The organism is Hanstruepera marina, assembly GCF_019880635.1.
Classification (GTDB): Bacteria; Bacteroidota; Bacteroidia; order Flavobacteriales; family Flavobacteriaceae; genus Hanstruepera; species Hanstruepera marina.
Window position 1 is genome coordinate 90,905 of the sequence record NZ_JAINVX010000006.1, and the last position, 21,107, is coordinate 112,011.

Here is a 21,107-nt window from a genome sequence, read left to right on the forward strand (position 1 = left end):
TTAACCAAAAAAAAGTCTCGAAATTTTTCGAGACTTTTTTATTTAATTTTTTATCAGTTTTTTACTGATTGATTTATCGCCTTGAGTAATCTTGACAATGTAAACACCAGTCTTTAAACTTGACGTGTTTATTGTGCCCGAACGCCTTAAGGTTTCGTTTAAAACTTGCTTACCAAGAATATTATAAATCGATATACTTGTTTTTTCAGGACTTTTTAGGTTGATATTTAGTATGTCTTTAACCGGATTAGGATAAATTTTGATTTCATTAAAACTATATTCTATTGTGCTTAAAGTTTGTGTGTGATTACCTAAATCGGTACAATTATCTTGAGGAAACGAATTCCATTCATTAATATCAAAGGTTGTAACAGGTTCGGTTATTTCTGGCTTTCTGACTAAAGTGACATCTTTAGCATAATCTGCGCTGCTGTTAAAATCACCTAAAATATCTATTAAAATATCATTTTTAAAAAGTCCAATGGCATCATTCCCATTAAATGACGTAATAGCATTATTTAAATCATCGTATTCAGAAGTGCAAACTGCTGCACTTCCATTGGCGATAACATATACGTCTTCATTTATTATTTCAGCATTAGCAGGAAACGAATATGGTGAACCCCAAGAAGCATTGCCGTTTGCACTTAATTTTAAAGTGTACATTGATAAATCAGTTATATCGGCTCCAGTAAAATTTGCTATTTCCAAGACTTTGTTATTTCCACTACCTTCAATATACTCTGAAAAGAATAAATCAACTCCTCCTCCAGATGAACCGTTATTTGTAGTTGTTTCACAATCTTGATTGCTAAAGCCAGATTCATTTCCTGTAGCGTCTTTGGCTTTAATGGTAAAGCAATAATTTGTGTCAGGTGTCAAACCAGTAACTGTAAATGAAGTTGTATTCGTATTAAATGTGTTATTACCATCAACATAGATATCGTATGAAGCCACCGCAATATTATCTGTTGAAGCTATCCAGTTTAAATCGATTGTATTGTCCGTAGGGTTTGATGCCACTAAATTTGTAGGATCTGTTGGAGCTTCGGTATCAGGTGTTGTGTCCCAAATTAAAGCTACCCATTCTGGATGGTCAACAAATGGATTTCTGTTACTTTGGTGGTTGTAATAAATATTGTTGTTTCTGTCTATTTCTTTTTGTGAGACAGGATCGTTTTCATGCCAAGTGATTAAAATATTCAGAAACGGATCTGACAACACCTTGTCCGAACTACCATCAAACATATCATAAGCAGACCAGGCGCTAATTTGATCTTCATAACGTGTTGCAAAATAAAAATATATCCTAGCGATGTCGCCTTTAAACTCATCTATAGGCTCAAAAACTGTGTTTGTATATCCTGCAGAGTAGCCACTATTTAGATTTCCACCTAGTTTAGAACCGTTTAATGTTGGGTTAGAAATTCCACTTTGATTAACCAAATCATTATCATCAACTCGACCAAAAGGGTAATTGCTTCTAAAGCCATTTACACGACCATCAGTAGGCATTAGTATGTGTGCATCACTGCGCATTGGTGTAGCCGAACTGAAAACCGATTGTGGGATAATATGTTCTTTATTATAACAATCGCCTTCACCAGAATAATTACCACACTCATCTGTTGTAGGTGAAAAATTATAAGGATCGTTAGGCGTATTATTACCACCATTAGGTATTTCAGAATAAATATCTAGAATAGTGTTACTTCCATTGGAATCGTAATAATAATCGCGCTCGTAAGTGGAAATAAAGCCATCCATGGCATCGTATCCTTGATCGTTATGAGCATCAATAATATTATGCAGTTGTGTTTTTAAAGTATAGCCTGTACCTGTTGCAGAATCATAATATCCTGAAGGTATTTGTGCAAAAATAGTTGAGGTTAATACTAAAAATAGAGCTGTGTAAAATTGTTTCATATTATTTTTTTTCCATTAAAGCCATGTAAAATCCATCGTATCCAGATTCGTGGGCCAATACTTTTTTGTCTTCTACAAATTTAAAATCTTTTCCTAAATCAGATTTTAAAAATGCTTTTACTTGATTTTGGTTTTCAGTTGGTAAAATAGAACAGGTTGCATAAACCAATTGTCCTCCAGATTTTACCATACGTGAATACTGCTGTAATATATCTTGTTGTGTGTTTTTAATTTTTTCAATAAAAGATGCTTCTAACTTCCATTTGGCATCTGGGTTTCGACGTAATACGCCTAATCCTGAACAAGGCGCATCAATCAATACACGATCAGCTTTATCATAAAGTTTTTTTATGACTTTGGTAGAGTCTATTGCACGTGTTTCAATATTATGAGCACCATTTCGTTTTGCTCTGCGCTTTAATTCATGGAGCTTATTGGCGTAAATATCCAAGGCAATAATCTGCCCTTTGTTTTCCATTAATGCTGCTAAATGTAGGGCTTTGCCACCTGCTCCAGCACAAGCATCAACAACACGCATACCTGGTTTTACATTTAAAAAGTTTGCAACCAATTGTGATGAGGCATCTTGAACTTCAAAAAGGCCATCTTTAAAAGCTTCAGTTTGGAAAACATTAGCTCGTTCTTTTAATTTTAAGGCATTTGGGTAACCTTTTATAAACTCGGTTTCGATATCTAGATCGAATAAAGTGGCCTGAAGTTTTTCTTTTGTTGTTTTTAAGGTGTTTACCCTTAAAATTACATCAGCTTGTTGGTTAAGCGCATGAATTTCTTTTGTCCATTTTTCTTCACCCAATTCGTTTATTCCAAGTTCATCTATCCAATCTGGAATAGACTCACTATATTTTCTGGTTTTTGATAATTCGTCAAAACGACCTTTGATTTTTCTGGTAGGTGTACCTTCAAAATATTTCCAATCAGGCAACTTAATACCTTTTAAGGTTGCCCAAACCGCAAACATACGCCATAGGTTATCACGGTCAAAAGGTTCTTTTACTTCAGCAATTTCGGCATATAAACGTTTCCACCTCACAATGTCGTAAGTTGTTTCTGCAACAAAAGCACGATCACGACTTCCCCAACGTTTATCACGTTTAAGGAGTTGTTGGATAACCTTATCAGCATACTCGCCCTCGTTGAAGATTTTCATTAATCCATCAATGGTGGCAAAACATAAATTTCTGTGTAAACGCATTCTATTTTATTAGGCGTGCAAAGGTACGTTTTAATTACGTATTTTTATCCTAAATATTTTATAAATGAGGAAATTATTACTATTTGTAGTGGCTGTGTCTTGCCTGTCTTGCCAGACTGAAAAAGAGATTCAAAAAAGAAAATTAACAGATATTGAGTTTAAAACCATATTGGAGGATTCTACGTTAAGCGTTCGTGCCATAGAGATTTTAGACCAAGAGAGTCTGGCTTTTGCAGCCAATAATAATACCTATGGATTATATAATAGTGAAGCCGATAAATGGTTGATTTCTAAAATTGAACACGATTCTTTGGATATTGAGTTTAGGGCCATTGCAAACAATACAATAGATTTTTTTATGATAAGTGTTGGAAATCCAGCTCTATTGTATAAAACTGGCGATACCGGTGAAATGGAGTTAGTTTACAAAGAAGAACATGACAATGTGTTTTATGATTCCATGAAATTCTGGAATAATCAAGAAGGTATTGCCATTGGTGATACAACAGATGATTGTTTGAGTATTATTATTACTAGAGATGGTGGGTTTACTTGGCAAAAATTATCATGTAGCAAATTGCCAAAAGGTATAAAAGGAGAAGGTGCTTTTGCAGCTAGTAATACCAATATTGATATTGTTGGAGATGAGACATGGGTTGCAACAACCACAGGTAGAGTTTATTATTCGCCAGATAAAGGGTTTAATTGGGAAGTAATTGAAACACCAATCATTAAAGCCAAAGAAACAGAAGGTATTTATTCAATGGATTTTTACGATAACTTAATGGGTTTTGCTATTGGAGGTGATTATACCAAACCGGCTGATAGTTCTGCAAATAAAATTAGAACACTAAATGGTGGAAAATCTTGGCAATTAGTAGCCGAGAATCAAAGTCCGGGTTACAGAAGTTGTATACAATATATTCCTAATGGAATAGGGAATGAGCTAATTGCAATAGGATTTAAGGGTATAGATTATTCAAATGATAACGGTGAAACTTGGAGCCATTTAAGCGATGAAGGCTATTATACTATTAGGTTTTTAAATGATAGTGTAGCCTACGCTGCTGGCTCCAAGCAGATTTCGAAATTGATGTTCAAATAAAAAAAGAGAAGCAAAGGCTTCTCTTTTTTTATGGTTTATCATCTCCTTTTTGATGACGACGTTTTTTAAATTCTTCAAACATTTTGCGTTTAAAGTCGTCTTCCACTTTCTTTAGGAGAACTATTTTTTTTGACGATATGACGTTTTGTAAATCTGAAATATAATTGTTGTACAAATCATTTCGCTCGGTATTCGAATTCTTAAACTTTTGCAATAGTGTATTGGCTTGAGCTTCAGTCATGTTGTCAATGTCAATAGATTTGCGATCTCTGTACATCTCTTCACGCATCTTGTTCATACGTTCTTCAAAAGCATTATAAATAGGCCAGAATTTTTCGGCTTCTGTTTTTGATAAGTTTAATTTCTCTGTTATATAGGCAGTTTTTAAAGCTTTAATTTTCTCGTTTCTGTCCATTCTATCTTGAGAAAAAGAAATGGTATAAAACAATAAACAGATAAATAATATTAGGGTATTTTTCATTTTGTTGCTATTTTATTCAAGATCAAAATCTAAATCTTCTAATTCAGTATTGTTGTATAGATAGTCTTCAAGGTTAACATCGCTTAAAGTTTCTTCTAGAATATGGTTTTCAAAAGTACTAGTATTGGTAATTAAATTACTTAATTCTGCGGATTCAAAGTCTGAAGTTAATAAATAATTTTCTAACGTTTCACTATCAAGAGAAGCAAAGTTGATATTGTTTTTTGAGGTTGGAATAATTAATAACATCAAAAATACAGCAGCTATGCTTGCTACGTAAAGGATTGTTTTTTTGTTGAATAATGAAATGACTTTAGTTTCTGATTCGATAGGTGTTAGATCAACTTTAAATGTATTTAAATATCCTTCAGGTGCTTTAAATCCAGAATCAGAAACCTTTTCTTTTAATTGTAATTCTAAATGAAGATTGTCTTCAAACTGATTGAAGTAATTATCAGGAGTTTTAAAACCCGATGTTTTGACGTTATGTAAATTGTTTTTTGTCATGGTCTACTTAATAAGACTCTAAAATTTAATAAAGGTTTAATTATCTTCGGTTAAATACGCTTCAATTTTTTTAACGGCTATATGGTATGATGCTTTTAGGGCACCTTCACTAGTTTCTAATATTTCGGCCATGTCCATGTATTTTAAATCTTGAAAATACTTCATGTTAAATACTAATTGCTGTTTTTCTGGCAATGTGGCAATGGCTTCTTGTAATTTTAATTGAATGTCATTGCCTTCAAAGTATACATCTGACTTTAGGTTCTGAATATTGTTTTGTTGTAAATCTTCATTTGAAATTTTCATTTCTCTCGCACGTTTATTAATAAAGGTTATAGCTTCATTTGTTGCAATGCGATATAGCCACGAGTATAGCTTGCTATCCCCTTTAAAGCCTTCAATATTTTTATAAACTTTAATAAATGTGTTTTGAAGGACATCGTCAGCATCGTCATGCGATTTTACAATGTGACGAATATGCCAATACAACCGTTCTTTGTAAAGCGATACAAGCTCGTTGAACGCCACATGTTTGGTGCGTTCGGTTTTTAGATTTTCTAATAAAGCAGCTTCTTGGCTCACAAAGATATTTTATAGTTAGACCATTTAAATGTAATAAAGTTTAATGTCTTTTTTATTATTTACATAACAGTCTGAAAAACAAAATATTATATTTCAAATAATCGATTAAAGGCATAAAAACACGATAAAATGCATTTTTTTCTTGGTCTTTTCATTTTTTTAGTATATGTTTACAACTCCTAACCAACTTATGTTTGTTAGTCGTCCCCAAGTCTAACAAGAACAAAAAAAGAGCAAAATTTATTTTTTGCTCTTTTTTAATTTAAATATTGTGTTGAAGTTTTAATCGAAACTCTGCATTTCCACTAGTCTTTTGTACATGCCATTTTTTGCTAAAAGGTCTGAATGTGTTCCTTGTTCAACAATCTCACCATGTTGCATAACAATTATCTCGTCTGCATTTTGAATTGTAGATAATCTATGGGCAATAACAATAGATGTTCTGTTTTTCATCATATTTTCTAATGCTAATTGAACAAGTCGTTCGCTTTCTGTATCTAGTGCTGAAGTTGCTTCATCTAAAATCATTATTGGAGGGTTTTTAAGCACCGCTCTGGCAATGCTTAAACGTTGTTTTTGACCTCCAGAAAAATTATTTCCAGCATCACCAACATTGGTATCAATACCTTCAGGTAGTTTTTGAACAAACTCCCAAGCATTGGCAATTTTTAAAGCATCAATAATTTCCTCATCAGTGGCATTGGGCTTACCGATTAAAATGTTGTTTTTTATGGAATCGTTAAACAAAATGGAGTCTTGAGTAACTAGCCCCATGTGTTCGCGTAATGATTTTTTAGTAACATTTTTAATGTCTATGCCATCTATTTTGATGCTTCCTTTGTTCACATCGTAAAAACGCGTTACCAAATTGGCTATGGTACTTTTTCCACTTCCAGATTGGCCAACAAGCGCAACGGTTTTTCCTTTTGGCACTTGAATTGAAAAGTTTTTAAGAACGAATTCGTCTTCATATTTAAATGAAATATTTTCAACAGAGATTCTATCTTTAAAATCGCCAAGTTCCTTTGCATTAGGGAGATCAGGCATGCTATTTTCTTCGTGTAAAATTTCAAAAACACGGTCGGCTGCTGCCATGCCATTTTTTACTTTATATGATGCTTTACTTATTGCTTTTGCTGGTGTTAGAATAGCATAAGCAAGTCCCATAAACGCAATAAAGGTTGTGCCTTCAATTACTTTATCTATTAATACCAATTTACCACCATACCATAATAAAACAGCTATGGTTGCAATACCTAAAACTTCACTTACAGGTCCGGCAAGATTGTTTTTTAAGCCAATTTTATTTGAAAGGTTTAAAATTTTGTCTGCGGAATTTGTAAACTTATTTGTAAAAATAGATTCAGCATTATAGCTCTTTACAATTTTCAGCCCTGTTAACGATTCTTCAACAATAGAAATTAGCTTTCCAGATTCTTGTTGGGCACGTAATGATTTACTCTTGAGGCTTTTTCCAATTCTTGAAATCATAAAACCTGCTATTGGAATAAAGCATAATACAAACAACGATAATTCCCAGCTAATTGTAAACATGAGAATTAATGAAAAGATGATAGTTAAAGGTTCTCTAACAATAAGTTCTAGAATGATAAAGAATGAATTTTGCATTTCATTAATATCGCCAAGAATTCTTGCCATAACATCACCTTTTTGCCTTTTGGAGTAAAAACCTAAAGGAAGTTGGATTATTTTGTTATACATGTCTTTTCTTAAAGCGGTTAAAACACCATTCTTTAAAAACATAACATGCTGCATGGCTAAATATCCAAACAGATTTTTTAGAATAAAGGTTGAAATTACTATGGCTATAACAATAACTAAAGCCATTTGTGCATTTCCATCTTGTAAATACCCACTAACTTTATAATTAAGCAAATTTTCGCCATAATCTTTAATGTCTCCAATACCTGTCCAAACAGGCGCTTTTCTTACTATTGTTGTTTTGTCAAACAAAACATTTAGCATAGGTATTAAAGACACAAATGCTAAAGAACTGAATAAGGCATATAGTAAATTGAATAAGACATTTAAAATGACATGCGATTTAAATTTCTTAATAAAAGGTAATAACTGATGAATTATTTTTTTCATTTAGTTAAGTTGTAAATCCTTTACAATAGCATCAATTCTTGTTTCTAACATTTTGTTGGTAGATTCAAATTCTGCTCTAGAACTTAATTCTTGATTGACACTAATATAGAATTTAATTTTTGGTTCCGTTCCGCTAGGTCTTAAAGCAATCTTACTACCATCTTCAGTGTAATAGATTAGCACATTGGATTTTGGAATATCAATATCTTGGGTTTCTCCTGTTAGCATGTTTTTTGCTTTTGATAGTTGATAATCTTCAATACTTACAACTTTTGAGCCGTTTACTTGTGTTAACGGGTTGTTACGTGCATCAATCATCATTTTCTTAATTGCGTTAGCACCTTCAATCCCTTTTTTGGTCATGGATATTAAGCGTTCTTTATAAAAACCGTGTTTGATATATAAATCAATTAAGGATTCATAAAACGAATATCCTTCAGCTTTTGCCTGTGCTGCAATTTCGCAAGCTAAAAGTGTAGATGTTACAGCATCCTTATCGCGTACAAAATCGCCTACCATAAACCCGAAGCTTTCTTCTCCACCACCAATAAAATCAAGATTTGGAAAATCTTTAATCATTTTGGCTATCCATTTAAAACCAGTTAGCCCAATTTTACATTCAACATTGTAAGCTTTTGCCAATTCTAGCATCATAGGAGTGGACACAATAGTCGAGCCAATAAACTCCTTACCCTTTATTTTGTTGTTTTTCTGCCATTGTTTCAGTAAAAAAGCTGTCATAACGACCATGGTTTGATTACCGTTAAGTAAAATCATGTTATGGTCTAAATCGCGAACAGCAATTCCAACACGGTCACTATCAGGGTCAGTACCAATTACAATATCGCCATTAACTTTTTCTGCCAAATTTAAAGCCATTTTTAAGGCTTCTGGCTCTTCAGGGTTTGGCGACTTAACTGTTGGGAAATCGCCATTTGGTTCGGCTTGTTCTTCAACAATATGAACCTTATTGTAACCTGCTTGTTTTAGGGTTTCTGGAATGGTAGTTATAGAGGTTCCATGCAATGAAGTAAATACAATGTTTAAATCATCTTTAGCTGCTTGTGAGGTGTTAAAACTTCCATTTTCCACAGACGATTCAATAAAAACTTGATCGATTTCTGAACCTATAATGTTGATAAGAGATTCGTTTGGATTAAATTTTATATCTGAATAGTTTAAACTATTTATTTCAGAAATAATTTCAGCATCTTGTGGTGGTACCAATTGCCCGCCATCTTGCCAGTAAACCTTATAGCCGTTATATTCTGGAGGATTGTGAGATGCTGTTAGTACAATGCCACAATGACAATTTAAGTATTTTAACGCAAATGATAATTCTGGAGTAGGGCGTAAATCTTCAAACAAGAACACTTCAATATTATTTGCTGAAAACACGTTAGCAACAATTTTAGCTAGTGATTTGCTGTTATGTCGACAATCAAACGCAATGGCTACTTTAAGGGTTTCCTTTGGGAACGATTGTTTAAGGTAGTTACTTAAACCTTGTGTGTTTTTTCCTAAAGTATATTTGTTTATTCTGTTGGTGCCAATTCCCATTACACCACGCATGCCACCTGTTCCAAACTCTAAATCTTTATAGAAGGCTTCTTCAAGTTCTTTGGGGTTGGTAGCAATTAGATTTTTTATATAATCTTGAGTGTCCTTATCAAAAGCAGGTGTCAACCAGGTGTTAACACGTTCTAATAATTTTGGTTCAATATGTATCATATTACTGTTTATAGCGTACAAAAATACGCAATAGAAAATAATGAGTTAGTGAAATGCGAGTTAATTTAAAATCAAGTATTACAAATTGATTTTTTCTTTAATTAAATAGCGTTTCTTGTCCTGTTTACTACGAAGTATAATTTCACCAAGAAATCCAGCAACAAAAAACTGTGTTCCAATGATCATGGTCGTTAAGGCTATATAAAATTGAGGACGTTGTGTAATTAGTCGTCCAGTAGGATTAAAAAACACTTTGTCAATGCCTAAATACAGAGCAAAAGCAAACCCAATTGTTAACATGACTACTCCCAAGGCACCAAATAAATGCATTGGTCTTCTACCAAAACGTGATAAAAACCAAATGGTAATTAAATCGAGAAATCCGTTAATAAATCGATCCATACCAAATTTAGTTTCACCATACTTTCTGGCTTGATGCTTAACTACCTTTTCTCCAATATTGCTGAAGCCAGCATTTTTAGCCAATACCGGAATATAACGGTGCATTTCACCATTAACATCAATGTTTTTTACCACATTAATGTTGTAGGCTTTTAGACCACAATTAAAATCATTGAGTTTTACTCCAGACGTTTTTCTGGCAGCCCAATTAAATAATTTAGAGGGTATGTTTTTAGACAATACAGAATCATACCGTTTTTTCTTCCATCCAGAAACCATATCATAGTTATCATTAATTATCATATCGTATAATTCTGGTATTTCTTCGGGATTATCTTGTAAATCGGCATCCATTGTAATAATCACTTCACCTTGAGCTTTTTCAAAACCTGCATGTAAGGCCTGTGATTTGCCAAAGTTTTTTAAAAAGCGAATACCTTTTATATGATTGTTTTTTTGCGAAAGTTGATTTATGGTTTCCCAAGAACCATCAGTGCTACCATCGTCAATAAAGATTATCTCATAAGAAAAATGATTGGATTGCATAACATTTACAATCCAATCATGTAATTCTTGTAAAGACTCTTTTTCGTTAAGTAGTGGTATGACTACTGATATATTCATTAAAAATGATTTCTAAATTTCAAAATCAAATGTACAGAAATTATTCTTCGTCAGGATTATTTTTCTTAACAATTAAAGCAACAATCAATCCAATTATACTGTATATAACAAGTCGTACAACATATGCTTGGGCTTGTGCACCGATGGAAAAATTATCTTTTTTCTCCGCTTCAACCATAGCCTCTTGTATAGCTTCTTTGGGAGCTCCAAAATTCTCTAGGGTTTCTTTGGTTAAAATTAAAATTTGCTCGTTTAAATACTGCGCAGCATCAGGATCGACGAATGTGAATATAATAATGCCAACTACTGTAGCTATTAAGGTTCCAATTGCTATAGTTATGAAATAGGCGGTAAATGCTTCTTTAAAAGATAAAAAACCTTGTTGCTGCTTGAATTTCACAGCAGAATAGGCGCCTAAACCTACTGCTATTAAAAACAGAATAATACCTAACCACCATTTTGTGAATAAATCAAGGTTTACGGCATAAACAAGAACAGAAATTACAGATAACAATAGTCCAAGAATTAGACCGTTATTAATTGACATAGATTTTAAAGATTTTTCCATTATTTTTGGTTTTAGTTAATTACAATGGGTTAGTAAACAAATATACCAAAACGTTACAGAAATTTGTAAATAATAAAAAAAACAAAAAAGTATTGTAAGTTTATTAAAATTACTTAAATTTGCACCTCGAAAAAAGTAATGACATTAAAGCATTTAGTGATGAAAAAAGATATACATCCAGAAAATTATAGAGTAGTTGCATTTAAAGACATGTCTAACGACGACGTTTTTTTAACTAAATCTACTGCAAATACTAGTGAGACTATTGAAGTTGATGGTGTTGAATACCCATTGGTAAAAATGGAAATCTCTAGAACATCTCATCCATATTATACTGGTAAATCTAAATTAGTAGATACTGCTGGACGTATTGATAAGTTTAAAACGAAGTACGCTAAATTTAAAAAGTAAATTTAGTTTCAAATATATTTTAAAAGCCTTTCAACTATTGAAAGGCTTTTTTTATTTTTACCAAAAGCATAACTATGAACTATATACTTTTTGATGGGCCTTCGCGTAACAATCTATTGCCGTTTACTTTTACCAGGCCTGTAGCGGATATACGTGTTGGAATTTTGACCATACGTGAAAAATGGGAGCGTTATTTAGAGTATACCACAACCACCATTACTGAAGAATACTTATCGGATAAGTATCCTATGGTAGAGTTATCTGAAAATGTTCTAATAAATGCATCGTATTTGCCCAATCAAGAATTAGCTGAAATGATTAAAGGCCTTGGTGAAAATCAAGCTATTTTTAAAGAAGAAGATGTCATAGCGTTTTTCACTAAAGACACACAAGAAGATGTGAATTTTGAAAGCTATGAAGCCATTGAATACCATGATGAAATTCTGAAAATAGAAAATACTTGGGATATTTTCACTAAAAATGGAGAGGCTATTGTTGAGGATTTTGAGCTTTTAACTAAAGGAAGGCAGTCGGCAGTAATTCCTAAATCTGTTAATACAATTAGGGCTGAACATATTTTTATTGAGCAAGGTGCTTCATTAGAGTTTGTAACTCTTAATGCTACCAATGGACCAATTTATATTGGTAAGGATTCTGAAATTATGGAAGGCAGTTTTATTCGTGGACCTTTTGCATTATGCGATCATGCAACTGTTAAAATGGGTGCTAAAATTTATGGGCCAACAACGGTTGGACCATTTAGTAAAGTAGGAGGTGAGGTTACAAATTCAGTTCTTTTTGGATATTCAAACAAAGGGCACGATGGTTATTTAGGTAATTCTGTATTAGGAGAATGGTGTAATTTAGGTGCAGATACCAATAATTCTAATTTGAAAAATAACTATGCTCATGTTAGATTGTGGAATTACGAAACTGAAAATTTTGCCAAAACAGGTTTGCAATTCTGTGGACTTATGATGGGTGATCATAGCAAGTGCGGTATTAACACCATGTTTAATACTGGAACAGTAGTAGGCGTAAGCACTAATATTTTTGGCAGTGGTTTTCCAAGAAATTTTGTGCCAAGTTTTTCTTGGGGCGGTAGTAACGGCTTTACTACATATTTAACAAAAAAAGCTTTTGAAGTAGCTAAAGTTGTTATGGCTAGAAGAAATATTGAATTTACAGAGCAGGATGCTGCCATTTTAGAGCATGTGTTCGAGGAAACTAAAAAGTATAGACGCGATTAGTTACTTTTCTCTACACGTTTTAGCTCCAATAGGTTGATAGGATTAATACCCAAACCACTTACGGATTTTCTGGTAAATCGAACTACTTCATCATAAAACAAAGGAACAATTGGTGCTTTTCCCATTACTAAGCTGTCCATTTGACTGTATAAAGCTTCCCTGTTTATGGTATTAGTTTCCGTAAATGCTTGTTCGTACCATCTATCAAAAGTTTCATTCGTATAATGGGTGTAATTCGGTCCGTTAGGAGCAAAGTTTTTACTGTAAAACAATGATAAGTAGTTTTCAGCGTCAGGATAATCTGCAACCCAACTGGCTCTAAATAAATCCAGTTTACCATTGGCTTTGGCATCTTTTAAGCTTGAAGCTGGAATGACATCAACATTAACTTGTAAACCTGTTTTTTGTAATTCACGCTGAATGTATTCGCAAAAACTCAAGTAGTTACTGGTTGTGGTTATGCTAATTTCAGGGGATGCTATTCCAGTTTCTGTTTTGAAATTATTGACTAACTCCTTTGCTTTTTCTGGATTATATGTAAAACCTATATTAGGGTTATAACCCGGTAAACCTTTTGGAATAAAACCGCCAGATGCAGGTATTCCAATGCCGTTTCGCAAATACAACATCATATTTTTTCTGTCAAAACCAATATTTATGGCTTCGCGTATGAGTTCTGATTGTACTTCGGTAATATCAGATTCCATAAAGAAACCTAAATATTCAGTATTTAAGTAAGGGCCTCTAATCATGTTAACATCCTTACTGTAAGTATGTCGTAATTCGCCTTTTGCTGTCAGTAATTCATCTTTATATGAGGCGTCTAAGCCAGAAACATAGTCTATGTTTCCTTGAGCAAATTGTAGAAACTCACTTTGTTTATCAGGTAAAAAAGTTATAGCCACAGCTTCTAAATAGGGCAGATTATTTCCGTTTTCGTCTTTTTCGAAGTATGACGTGTTTTTTCTAAAAACCAACTTTAAATTTTCTTCCCAGCGTTTAAATTGAAATGGTCCTGTGCCAATAGGGTTAGATCTGAATTCATTCCCGTAATACTCAACCACTTCTTTGGGAACAACTGAACAATATTTCATGGTCAATAAGCCTAAAAAAGCAGGAAAGGGCTGTTTTAACTGAATTTGAAAAGTAGAATCGTTAACAGCTTTAAACTCTTTAACTTTATTTAGTACCCAACTACCAGGCGAGGCTAAATTAGGATCTTTTATTCTGTTGAAACTATAAACAAAATCTTGTGCATTAACAGTACGCGTTGAATCCTTACCAAATATTATGTGCTTGTGAAAATAAACATCATTTCTTAAGTAAAATGTATAAGAAAGAGCATTGTCTGAAATATCCCAATCTTTAGCTATACAAGGTAATACCTGAAGCTCATTATTTACTTGAACCAAGCCGTTAAAAAGTTGGTTAGTTGCCCATATATCCGCCAAATCTTTTGAGAAAGCAGGATCCAAAGAGCTAATATTTTTATGTTCGTTGTATTTAAAAACTTTAAGAGAATCTTCTTTTTTTGATGTACATCCAATAAAAAGTAAGAAAATTATGAATTGATATTTCATTTTATTGCTTAAAAAAGCATATATTTAAGTGGTTATTAATCTAAAAATTTAAATGTATGAAAAAAAATTACATCTTATTTCTATTTACTCTTTTAACTATTGGTATGACAAACGCCCAAGTTACATTATCGCAATCTGTAGATCCAGTCAATGTGACCGATGGAGGGGTGGCTTGTTGGAATAATGGTAATGGTGAATATCGTGAAAACTCATTTATGAGAGCATATAATTTAACCGATTTTGGTATTACCGATGCTTTTGATATTACGTCAGTAGAATATGGGCAAGGTGCAGCTGATGATGGAAAAGAAATAACACTTAACATCTATACGGCGACTTCAGATGATTTAACCACAGCTACACTTACTTTAGTTGGCACGGCTTCGCATACATCGGCAGCTGCTGATGATTTAACATTGGTTAGTGTTGCACTTTCAGCTAGTATACCTGCAAATTCAACAATTGCTTTTGAGGTTTTAGCAGGAGATAGTGGAACAAATGCAGGTGAAACTTTTTTTCCTGGTATTAATGCTGCGGGAGAAAATGACGATAGTTACTTAATGTCGGCTTCATGTAATATTAATGTGCCGACTACTACTACTATTGTTGGTTTTGCAGACAATCAATATGTTATGAATGTGGTTGGTAATCTTTTAAGTGTTGACGAGTTTGAAATGAGCCAAATTTCTGTTACTCCAAATCCTGCGGCAGATTATATTAATATTGAAATTCCAAATAACAGCTTAAACTTTGTTTCGGAACTGTATGACATTACGGGAAAACAGGTTTTAAGAAAGGAAAATTTAGAAACGCTTGATGTTTCCCAATTGAAAACAGGAATTTATATTTTAAGAATAAAAACAGATAATGGTGTTGTTTCTAGAAGAATTGTAAAGGAATAGAACACGTTGTATTTAAAACTTTTAAAGAGCGCTTTTTCATTAAAGTGCTCTTTTTTTGTAAATTTGCATCCATTTTGAAAATTATTTAGCTCGTGCGCAAAAAAGTAGCTTTTTATACATTAGGCTGTAAACTTAACTTTTCAGAAACATCAACAATAGCCAGAAAATTTGTTAATGAAGGTTTTGATAGAGTTGATTTTGCTGAAGTCGCAGATATTTACGTGATTAACACCTGCTCGGTTACTGAAAATGCCGATAAGCGTTTTAAAAGTATTGTAAAGCAGGCTCAAAATAGTAACCCAGAAGCATTTATAGCTGCTGTTGGTTGCTATGCGCAATTAAAGCCCCAGGCTCTTGCCGATGTTAGCGGTGTAGATTTGGTTTTAGGAGCTACTGAAAAATTTAAAATTACAGATTACCTTAACGATCTTTCTAAAAATGATATGGGAGAGGTACACTCCTGTGAAATTCAAGAAGCTGATTTTTATGTAGGAAGTTATTCATTTGGAGATAGAACTAGGGCTTTTTTAAAAGTACAAGACGGATGCGATTATAAATGTACATACTGTACGATTCCTTTAGCTAGAGGTATTTCGCGTAGCGATACAGTAGAGAATGTTGTAAATAACGCAAAAAAAATTGCTTCTCAAAATATCAAGGAAATCGTTTTAACTGGTGTTAATATTGGCGATTACGGAAAAGGTGAATTTGGTAATAAAAAACATGAGCACACATTTTTGGATTTAGTTTCTGAATTGGATAAGGTTGAAGGTATTGAGCGTTTAAGGATATCTTCAATAGAACCTAATTTGCTTAAAAACGAAACTATAGAACTTGTAGCTAATTCAAATTCTTTTGTCCCACACTTTCATGTACCATTGCAAAGTGGAAGTGATGCTGTTTTAAAGCGTATGAAGCGTCGTTATTTAAGTAAGTTGTATGTTGATCGGGTAAATAAAATAAAAGAAGTTATGCCCAACGCTTGTATTGGGGTAGATGTTATAGTGGGCTTTCCAGGTGAATCTGACGACGATTTTTTAGAAACCTACAATTTTTTAAATGAGTTAGACATTTCCTATTTACATGTTTTTACCTATTCTGAACGACCAAATACAGAAGCAGCCGAAATGAGCAATATAGTTCCTAAAAACATTCGTACAAAGCGCAGTAAGATGTTAAGAGGTTTATCGGTAAAAAAACGCCGTGCTTTTTATGAAAGTCAAATTGGTAAAAAACGTTCGGTATTGTTTGAAAGTGAAAATAAAGAAGGATACATTTTAGGTTTTACCGAAAACTACGTAAAGGTTAAAACGCCTTGGAATCCAGAACTCGTAAATACAATTCATGAAGTTGAATTACATGAAATAGATGAAGACGGATTGGTAAGAATAGAATTAATTAAAGAGTTGGTAGCTTAAAATTATATTCTAACACCAACAGGAAGCATACTCTTATACTGTCTGTTTTTTCGTATAAATTTTGCTATTTCAGGACTAGTAGGAACTACGCTTAAGTTACGGTCTTCAATATGCTTTAAAACAGCAACAATAAATTCGTTTTGTAATTCTTCAGAATAGACTGATTCGGGAATTATAAGCTTGGTTAGGAAAATCTTACGCTCTTGAAGTGAATATTCAATCTTGGCAAGTGAATCATCAAATTTCAATTCAAACTGACGTAAGAAGTCATTGTCTATAAGTTCATGTGCTTCAATCATAATCATATACTTTTATTCAATGGAATTATAAGGAGTGTCCACTATTTTTCAATAGTTTTGTAACGCAAAAGTACAAAAAAATATTGTTATTTTAAACAATTAGCTGCCTTAATGCCTTATGAATCAAGAATTAATACATGTGTATTTTATGCCAGGAATGGCAGCAAGCCCAAAAATATTTGAAAATATTAAACTACCAGAAAGTCAGTTTGAAATGCACTTTTTGGAGTGGATAATACCAAATCAAAAGGAATCAATACAAGATTATGCTTTACGAATAGCCGAAGATATCAAGCATGATAATCCTGTGCTTGTTGGTGTTTCATTTGGAGGTGTTCTTGTTCAAGAGATAAGTAAGCATGTTAAAGCATCGCGATTAATAGTTATTTCCAGCGTGTGTTCTAAATATGAGTTGCCAAAACGTATGAAAATTGCTCGAAAAACTAAAGCTTATATTATGGCGCCTACAAGTGTTGCAAGTAAAATAGACGTTTTTGCAAAATATGCCTTTGGGTCTAACGTAAAAAAACGTTTAGAGCTTTATAAAACATATTTATCGGTTAACGATAAGCGTTATTTAGATTGGGCCATTAAAGAGATGGTTTGTTGGGACCAAGAGGAAGAACCTGAAAACGTAATACATATTCATGGCGAAAAAGATATGGTCTTTCCACATTGTCACATAAATAATTGTATTACAATTAAAGGCGGTACTCATATTATGATTCTCAATAAATTTAGATGGTTTAATGAGAATTTACCAAAACTTATTTTAAACGGTCATCTATAAAGAATAGCGTTTTTTTTCATAACTTTAGTGAAAATTCCCCTCAATGAAAACTGTAAAAAACATATTGGCCTTATTTGGATTGATGGCACTTGCCGGAATCTTTATTTTTGCATTACAAGATGCACCAAGTGATGAAAATTTTGAAAAGAAATTAATAAACGATTACAATGTTTATGCGTTGCAAGTTCCTGACAATTTGAATTTTGCTGGAGAACCTTTGCCTCTTGACAATCCTGATATTTATGAACGCATGGATAGAGAGTTGTTGGTAAATACATACTGGCAGTCTAATGGATTGCTGATGTTTAAAAGAGCCCATAAATATTTTCCAGTAATTGAACCTATTTTAAAGAAAAATGGAATACCAGATGATTTTAAATATCTCGCTGTTATTGAAAGTGGCTTGTTAAATGTAGTCTCACCAGCTGGAGCACGTGGGGTATGGCAAATAATGCCCAAAACCGGAAGGGAATTTGGGTTAGAAGTTAATGATAATGTAGATGAGCGTTATCATTTAGAAATGGCCACGGAGGCAGCTTGTCAGTACCTAAAAGATTCTAAAGATAGATTAGGCTCATGGACTTTAGCGGCTGCGGCATACAATGCAGGCATGTCAGGTATTTCCAGACGTTTGGAAGACCAAAATGTATCCAATTATTACGATTTGCTTCTTGGTGAAGAAACAGGGCGCTATATGTTTAGGATTGTAGCGCTCAAGGAAATTTTGTCACATCCTAATAAATATGGTTTTAACTTTAGAACAAAGGACTTATATACAGAAGTTCCTACTTATAAAGTACCGGTAGATACTGCAGTTACAGACTTTGCAGCTTTTGCCAAAAAATTCGATATCAATTATAAAATTCTAAAAATTCACAATCCTTGGTTGCGTGAACCGCATTTAAACAATAAGTCTAGAAAACAGTATTATATTGAAATTCCAAAAGAAGGATACTATTCAACTAATCCTTAAATGGTTGATTTTTTAAAAGAACACATCTGGTCTATTTTAATAGGGTTAAACTATCTTTTAGCTCTAATAGCTATTGTTGTTATTCTATTTAAAAATATTAACCCTACAAAAACCTTGACCTATATTTTGGTTTTGGTTATGTTTCCATTCCTTGGACTATTGGTGTATTATTTTTTTGGACAGGAGTATAGAAAGAATAAAATATTTAACAGAAAGAGTATCTTAAATAAAAGTGTCGTAAAACGCATAAGCAATGAATTCATTCTCGATCAAAAAGATTTAAAGCGTTTAGATGATTTTTTAGATGATAAAATTAGATTGGTTAGGTTGCTTTTTAATTCAGAAAACACACCTGTAACGAAGCACAATAAAGTAAAAATACTATTAAACGGTAAAGAAAAATTTGAGTTTTTATTTAGTGATTTAAAGAAAGCTAAACATCACATTCATTTAGAGTATTACATTTTTAAAGATGATAACATTGGAAGTGAATTAATAGATATCATTTGCGATAAGGCGCTATCAGGTATTTCAGTACGCTTAAGTTTTGACGATGTAGGTAGTAAAATTTCAAATAAGTCAAAACGTAAGCTTAAAGAGAGTGGTGTAGAATTTCATCCGTTCATGCCTGTATTGTTTCCAGGATTTACGGGTAAAATGAACTATAGAAACCATAGAAAGATTGTTGTTATTGATGGAGATATAGGATATGTAGGAGGAATAAACGTTTCTGACAATTATGTGAACTATAAAAACGGTGAATCGTTTTGGAGAGATACCCACATGCGAATTGAAGGAGAAGCTGTTAAACAACTTCAACTCCATTTTTTAATGACTTGGGATTTTGTTTCCAATTCGAACTTAAAAATAACTCAAAGTTTTTTTCCAGATACACAGGTTAAACAAGAATTGGCTGTTCAAGTTGCTGCTAGTGGACCAGATTCTGATTGGGCTAATATTATGGAAGCTATTTTTGTAGCCATTAATACTGCTGATAATTACGTGTATATAACAACTCCCTATTTTATCCCTAACGATCAAATAATAACGGCACTTCAGGTAGCTGCTAAAAGTGGAGTAGATGTCAGATTGCTAATTCCTAAAGCGTCAGATTCTTGGACTGCCAAATATGCAACTAACTCGTATATTGAAAAATTACTTGAAGCCCAAGTTAGAGTCTACAGATATACTAACGGATTTATTCATGCAAAAACTATTGTAGTCGATGACATTTTCTGTACCGTTGGCACAGCAAATCTTGATTATAGAAGTTTCAATATTAATTTTGAAATAAATGCCTTGGTCTATAATTCTAAAACAAGTTTAGAGTTAAAATCACAGTTTTCAAACGATTTAAAAGATAGCGAAGAACTAACATTGCAAGATTGGCAAAATCGTCCTTCAGTTAATAAGATAAAAGAAGCATATTCGCGACTTTGGTCACCATTACTATAGCACTATTAACGTTTACTGCGTCTATTTTGTCTTGCAGAAGTTGGCTGTCCGTAATGTTGTTTTGGAATTGAAGTTCTTTTCATTTGCTGCTTAAACATCTTAATTTGATCAGCTAGCATATTTCTCTTGTCAAGCTTTTCAGCTTCTTTCAATAATAATTGAGCCTCCTGTTTGCGTCTTTTTGAAAATGCTATTCCCGCTAAATTCAATTTAGCCATAGCTAAATCATGATCCATGGATAGTCCTAAAGCAACAGCATTTTTAAAATATTTTTCTGCTTCATTCATATTGTCCTGGCTTAACATAATACCATGAAGGTAATTATAGTATCCTTCTTGCTTTTTTACTAGTGCAGAACTCGGATTTTTAATTTTGCTCAACCATTTTTTGGCGCCTTCAAAATCTTGTTTACGCAATCTTAAAAATGCTAATAATATAAACTCGTTTTTAAAGTATAAGAAAATAAATATTCCAGAGAGTAGAATATACATAATGCCATTACCAATATTTCCTTCTGTAAATTGATAAATTGCAAAAGCAATAATCCCGAAAGCAATAATTAATTTGATAACTTTATTGTACATGTTTTAATGGTATTTTATAATAAACTTGCTACATTTTCAGCAAGTATTCAATTTCACTTCATTTAGACTGCAAAGAAACTAAATTTTTATTGAAAAAATATTTTTAAAATAAGGTTTGTCAAATAAAAAAGGGTTTGTATATTTGCACGCAGTTTTGGGAGTATGTTTTGAAATCCCAAAATCTAAAAAATAAT

At 32.8% G+C, this 21,107-nt stretch carries 20 protein-coding genes; 8 read left to right on the forward strand and 12 right to left on the reverse strand.

Features of this window, described 5'->3' with window-relative positions:
• Window positions 1–42 precede the first annotated feature (42 nt).
• Both K7G76_RS14690 and K7G76_RS14695 read right to left on the reverse strand, forming a co-directional pair.
• On the reverse strand, window positions 43–1,926 hold the full coding sequence (locus tag K7G76_RS14690) for an endonuclease (protein WP_223034968.1): 1,884 nt from the start codon (window positions 1,924–1,926) through the stop codon (window positions 43–45).
• Between the two features lies 1 nt (window position 1,927).
• Complete coding sequence (locus K7G76_RS14695; protein ID WP_223034969.1) at window positions 1,928–3,139, reverse strand: RsmB/NOP family class I SAM-dependent RNA methyltransferase; 1,212 nt, start codon at window positions 3,137–3,139, stop codon at window positions 1,928–1,930.
• Between the two features lie 64 nt (window positions 3,140–3,203).
• Between K7G76_RS14695 and K7G76_RS14700 the strand changes: the two genes are divergently transcribed.
• Window positions 3,204–4,244, forward strand: a complete 1,041-nt coding sequence (locus K7G76_RS14700; RefSeq protein WP_223034970.1) for a WD40/YVTN/BNR-like repeat-containing protein — start codon at window positions 3,204–3,206, stop codon at window positions 4,242–4,244.
• A gap of 28 nt (window positions 4,245–4,272) precedes the next feature.
• Here the strand turns inward: K7G76_RS14700 and K7G76_RS14705 are convergent, their stop codons facing one another.
• The 7 genes from K7G76_RS14705 to K7G76_RS14735 form a co-directional block, all read right to left on the reverse strand.
• Window positions 4,273–4,725: a sensor of ECF-type sigma factor gene (locus K7G76_RS14705; protein ID WP_223034971.1), complete on the reverse strand. Its 453-nt coding sequence runs from the start codon at window positions 4,723–4,725 to the stop codon at window positions 4,273–4,275.
• Window positions 4,726–4,737: 12 nt separating this feature from the next.
• Window positions 4,738–5,232 (reverse strand): hypothetical protein, encoded by a 495-nt coding sequence (locus K7G76_RS14710; protein WP_223034972.1) that lies wholly within the window; start codon window positions 5,230–5,232, stop codon window positions 4,738–4,740.
• 36 nt (window positions 5,233–5,268) lie between these two features.
• A complete protein-coding gene (locus K7G76_RS14715; protein ID WP_223034973.1) occupies window positions 5,269–5,814 on the reverse strand; it encodes an RNA polymerase sigma factor in 546 nt (181 codons plus the stop codon).
• A 282-nt stretch (window positions 5,815–6,096) separates the two neighbouring features.
• Complete coding sequence (locus tag K7G76_RS14720; protein ID WP_223034974.1) at window positions 6,097–7,926, reverse strand: ABC transporter ATP-binding protein; 1,830 nt, start codon at window positions 7,924–7,926, stop codon at window positions 6,097–6,099.
• A complete protein-coding gene (locus K7G76_RS14725; protein ID WP_223034975.1) occupies window positions 7,927–9,657 on the reverse strand; it encodes a phospho-sugar mutase in 1,731 nt (576 codons plus the stop codon).
• Between the two features lie 78 nt (window positions 9,658–9,735).
• Window positions 9,736–10,683, reverse strand: a complete 948-nt coding sequence (locus K7G76_RS14730; protein ID WP_223034976.1) for a glycosyltransferase family 2 protein — start codon at window positions 10,681–10,683, stop codon at window positions 9,736–9,738.
• Window positions 10,684–10,723: 40 nt separating this feature from the next.
• Window positions 10,724–11,251 (reverse strand): DUF4199 domain-containing protein, encoded by a 528-nt coding sequence (locus K7G76_RS14735; RefSeq protein WP_223034977.1) that lies wholly within the window; start codon window positions 11,249–11,251, stop codon window positions 10,724–10,726.
• A gap of 159 nt (window positions 11,252–11,410) precedes the next feature.
• Between K7G76_RS14735 and K7G76_RS14740 the strand changes: the two genes are divergently transcribed.
• On the forward strand, window positions 11,411–11,662 hold the full coding sequence (locus tag K7G76_RS14740) for a type B 50S ribosomal protein L31 (RefSeq protein WP_223034978.1): 252 nt from the start codon (window positions 11,411–11,413) through the stop codon (window positions 11,660–11,662).
• 74 nt (window positions 11,663–11,736) lie between these two features.
• Entirely contained in the window at window positions 11,737–12,912 is a 1,176-nt protein-coding gene (locus K7G76_RS14745) for a GlmU family protein (protein WP_223034979.1), read from the forward strand.
• On the opposite strand, the gene K7G76_RS14750 is transcribed toward K7G76_RS14745, so the two are convergent.
• The gene (locus tag K7G76_RS14750) at window positions 12,909–14,492 is read right to left on the reverse strand and encodes an ABC transporter substrate-binding protein (RefSeq protein ID WP_223034980.1); all 1,584 of its coding nucleotides are present in this window, start codon (window positions 14,490–14,492) and stop codon (window positions 12,909–12,911) included. The genes K7G76_RS14745 and K7G76_RS14750 overlap by 4 nt on opposite strands.
• Before the next feature lie 56 nt (window positions 14,493–14,548).
• On the opposite strand from K7G76_RS14750, the gene K7G76_RS14755 reads away from it, so the two are divergent.
• Entirely contained in the window at window positions 14,549–15,394 is an 846-nt protein-coding gene (locus K7G76_RS14755) for a T9SS type A sorting domain-containing protein (protein ID WP_223034981.1), read from the forward strand.
• A 92-nt stretch (window positions 15,395–15,486) separates the two neighbouring features.
• Entirely contained in the window at window positions 15,487–16,812 is a 1,326-nt protein-coding gene (gene mtaB, locus K7G76_RS14760) for a tRNA (N(6)-L-threonylcarbamoyladenosine(37)-C(2))-methylthiotransferase MtaB (protein ID WP_223034982.1), read from the forward strand.
• A 2-nt stretch (window positions 16,813–16,814) separates the two neighbouring features.
• Here the strand turns inward: mtaB and K7G76_RS14765 are convergent, their stop codons facing one another.
• A complete protein-coding gene (locus K7G76_RS14765; protein ID WP_223034983.1) occupies window positions 16,815–17,111 on the reverse strand; it encodes an N-acetyltransferase in 297 nt (98 codons plus the stop codon).
• A 118-nt stretch (window positions 17,112–17,229) separates the two neighbouring features.
• On the opposite strand from K7G76_RS14765, the gene K7G76_RS14770 reads away from it, so the two are divergent.
• Genes K7G76_RS14770 through cls form a run of 3 tightly spaced genes read left to right on the forward strand, consistent with a single transcriptional unit; the run spans window position 17,230 to window position 20,329 of the window.
• Complete coding sequence (locus K7G76_RS14770; protein ID WP_223034984.1) at window positions 17,230–17,901, forward strand: alpha/beta hydrolase; 672 nt, start codon at window positions 17,230–17,232, stop codon at window positions 17,899–17,901.
• A gap of 43 nt (window positions 17,902–17,944) precedes the next feature.
• Complete coding sequence (locus K7G76_RS14775) at window positions 17,945–18,874, forward strand: lytic transglycosylase domain-containing protein (RefSeq protein WP_223034985.1); 930 nt, start codon at window positions 17,945–17,947, stop codon at window positions 18,872–18,874.
• Complete coding sequence (gene cls, locus K7G76_RS14780) at window positions 18,875–20,329, forward strand: cardiolipin synthase (protein ID WP_223034986.1); 1,455 nt, start codon at window positions 18,875–18,877, stop codon at window positions 20,327–20,329.
• 5 nt (window positions 20,330–20,334) lie between these two features.
• Here cls and K7G76_RS14785 read toward each other — a convergent pair whose 3' ends face one another.
• Window positions 20,335–20,913 (reverse strand): DUF2892 domain-containing protein, encoded by a 579-nt coding sequence (locus tag K7G76_RS14785; protein WP_223034987.1) that lies wholly within the window; start codon window positions 20,911–20,913, stop codon window positions 20,335–20,337.
• Window positions 20,914–21,107: the final 194 nt, after the last annotated feature.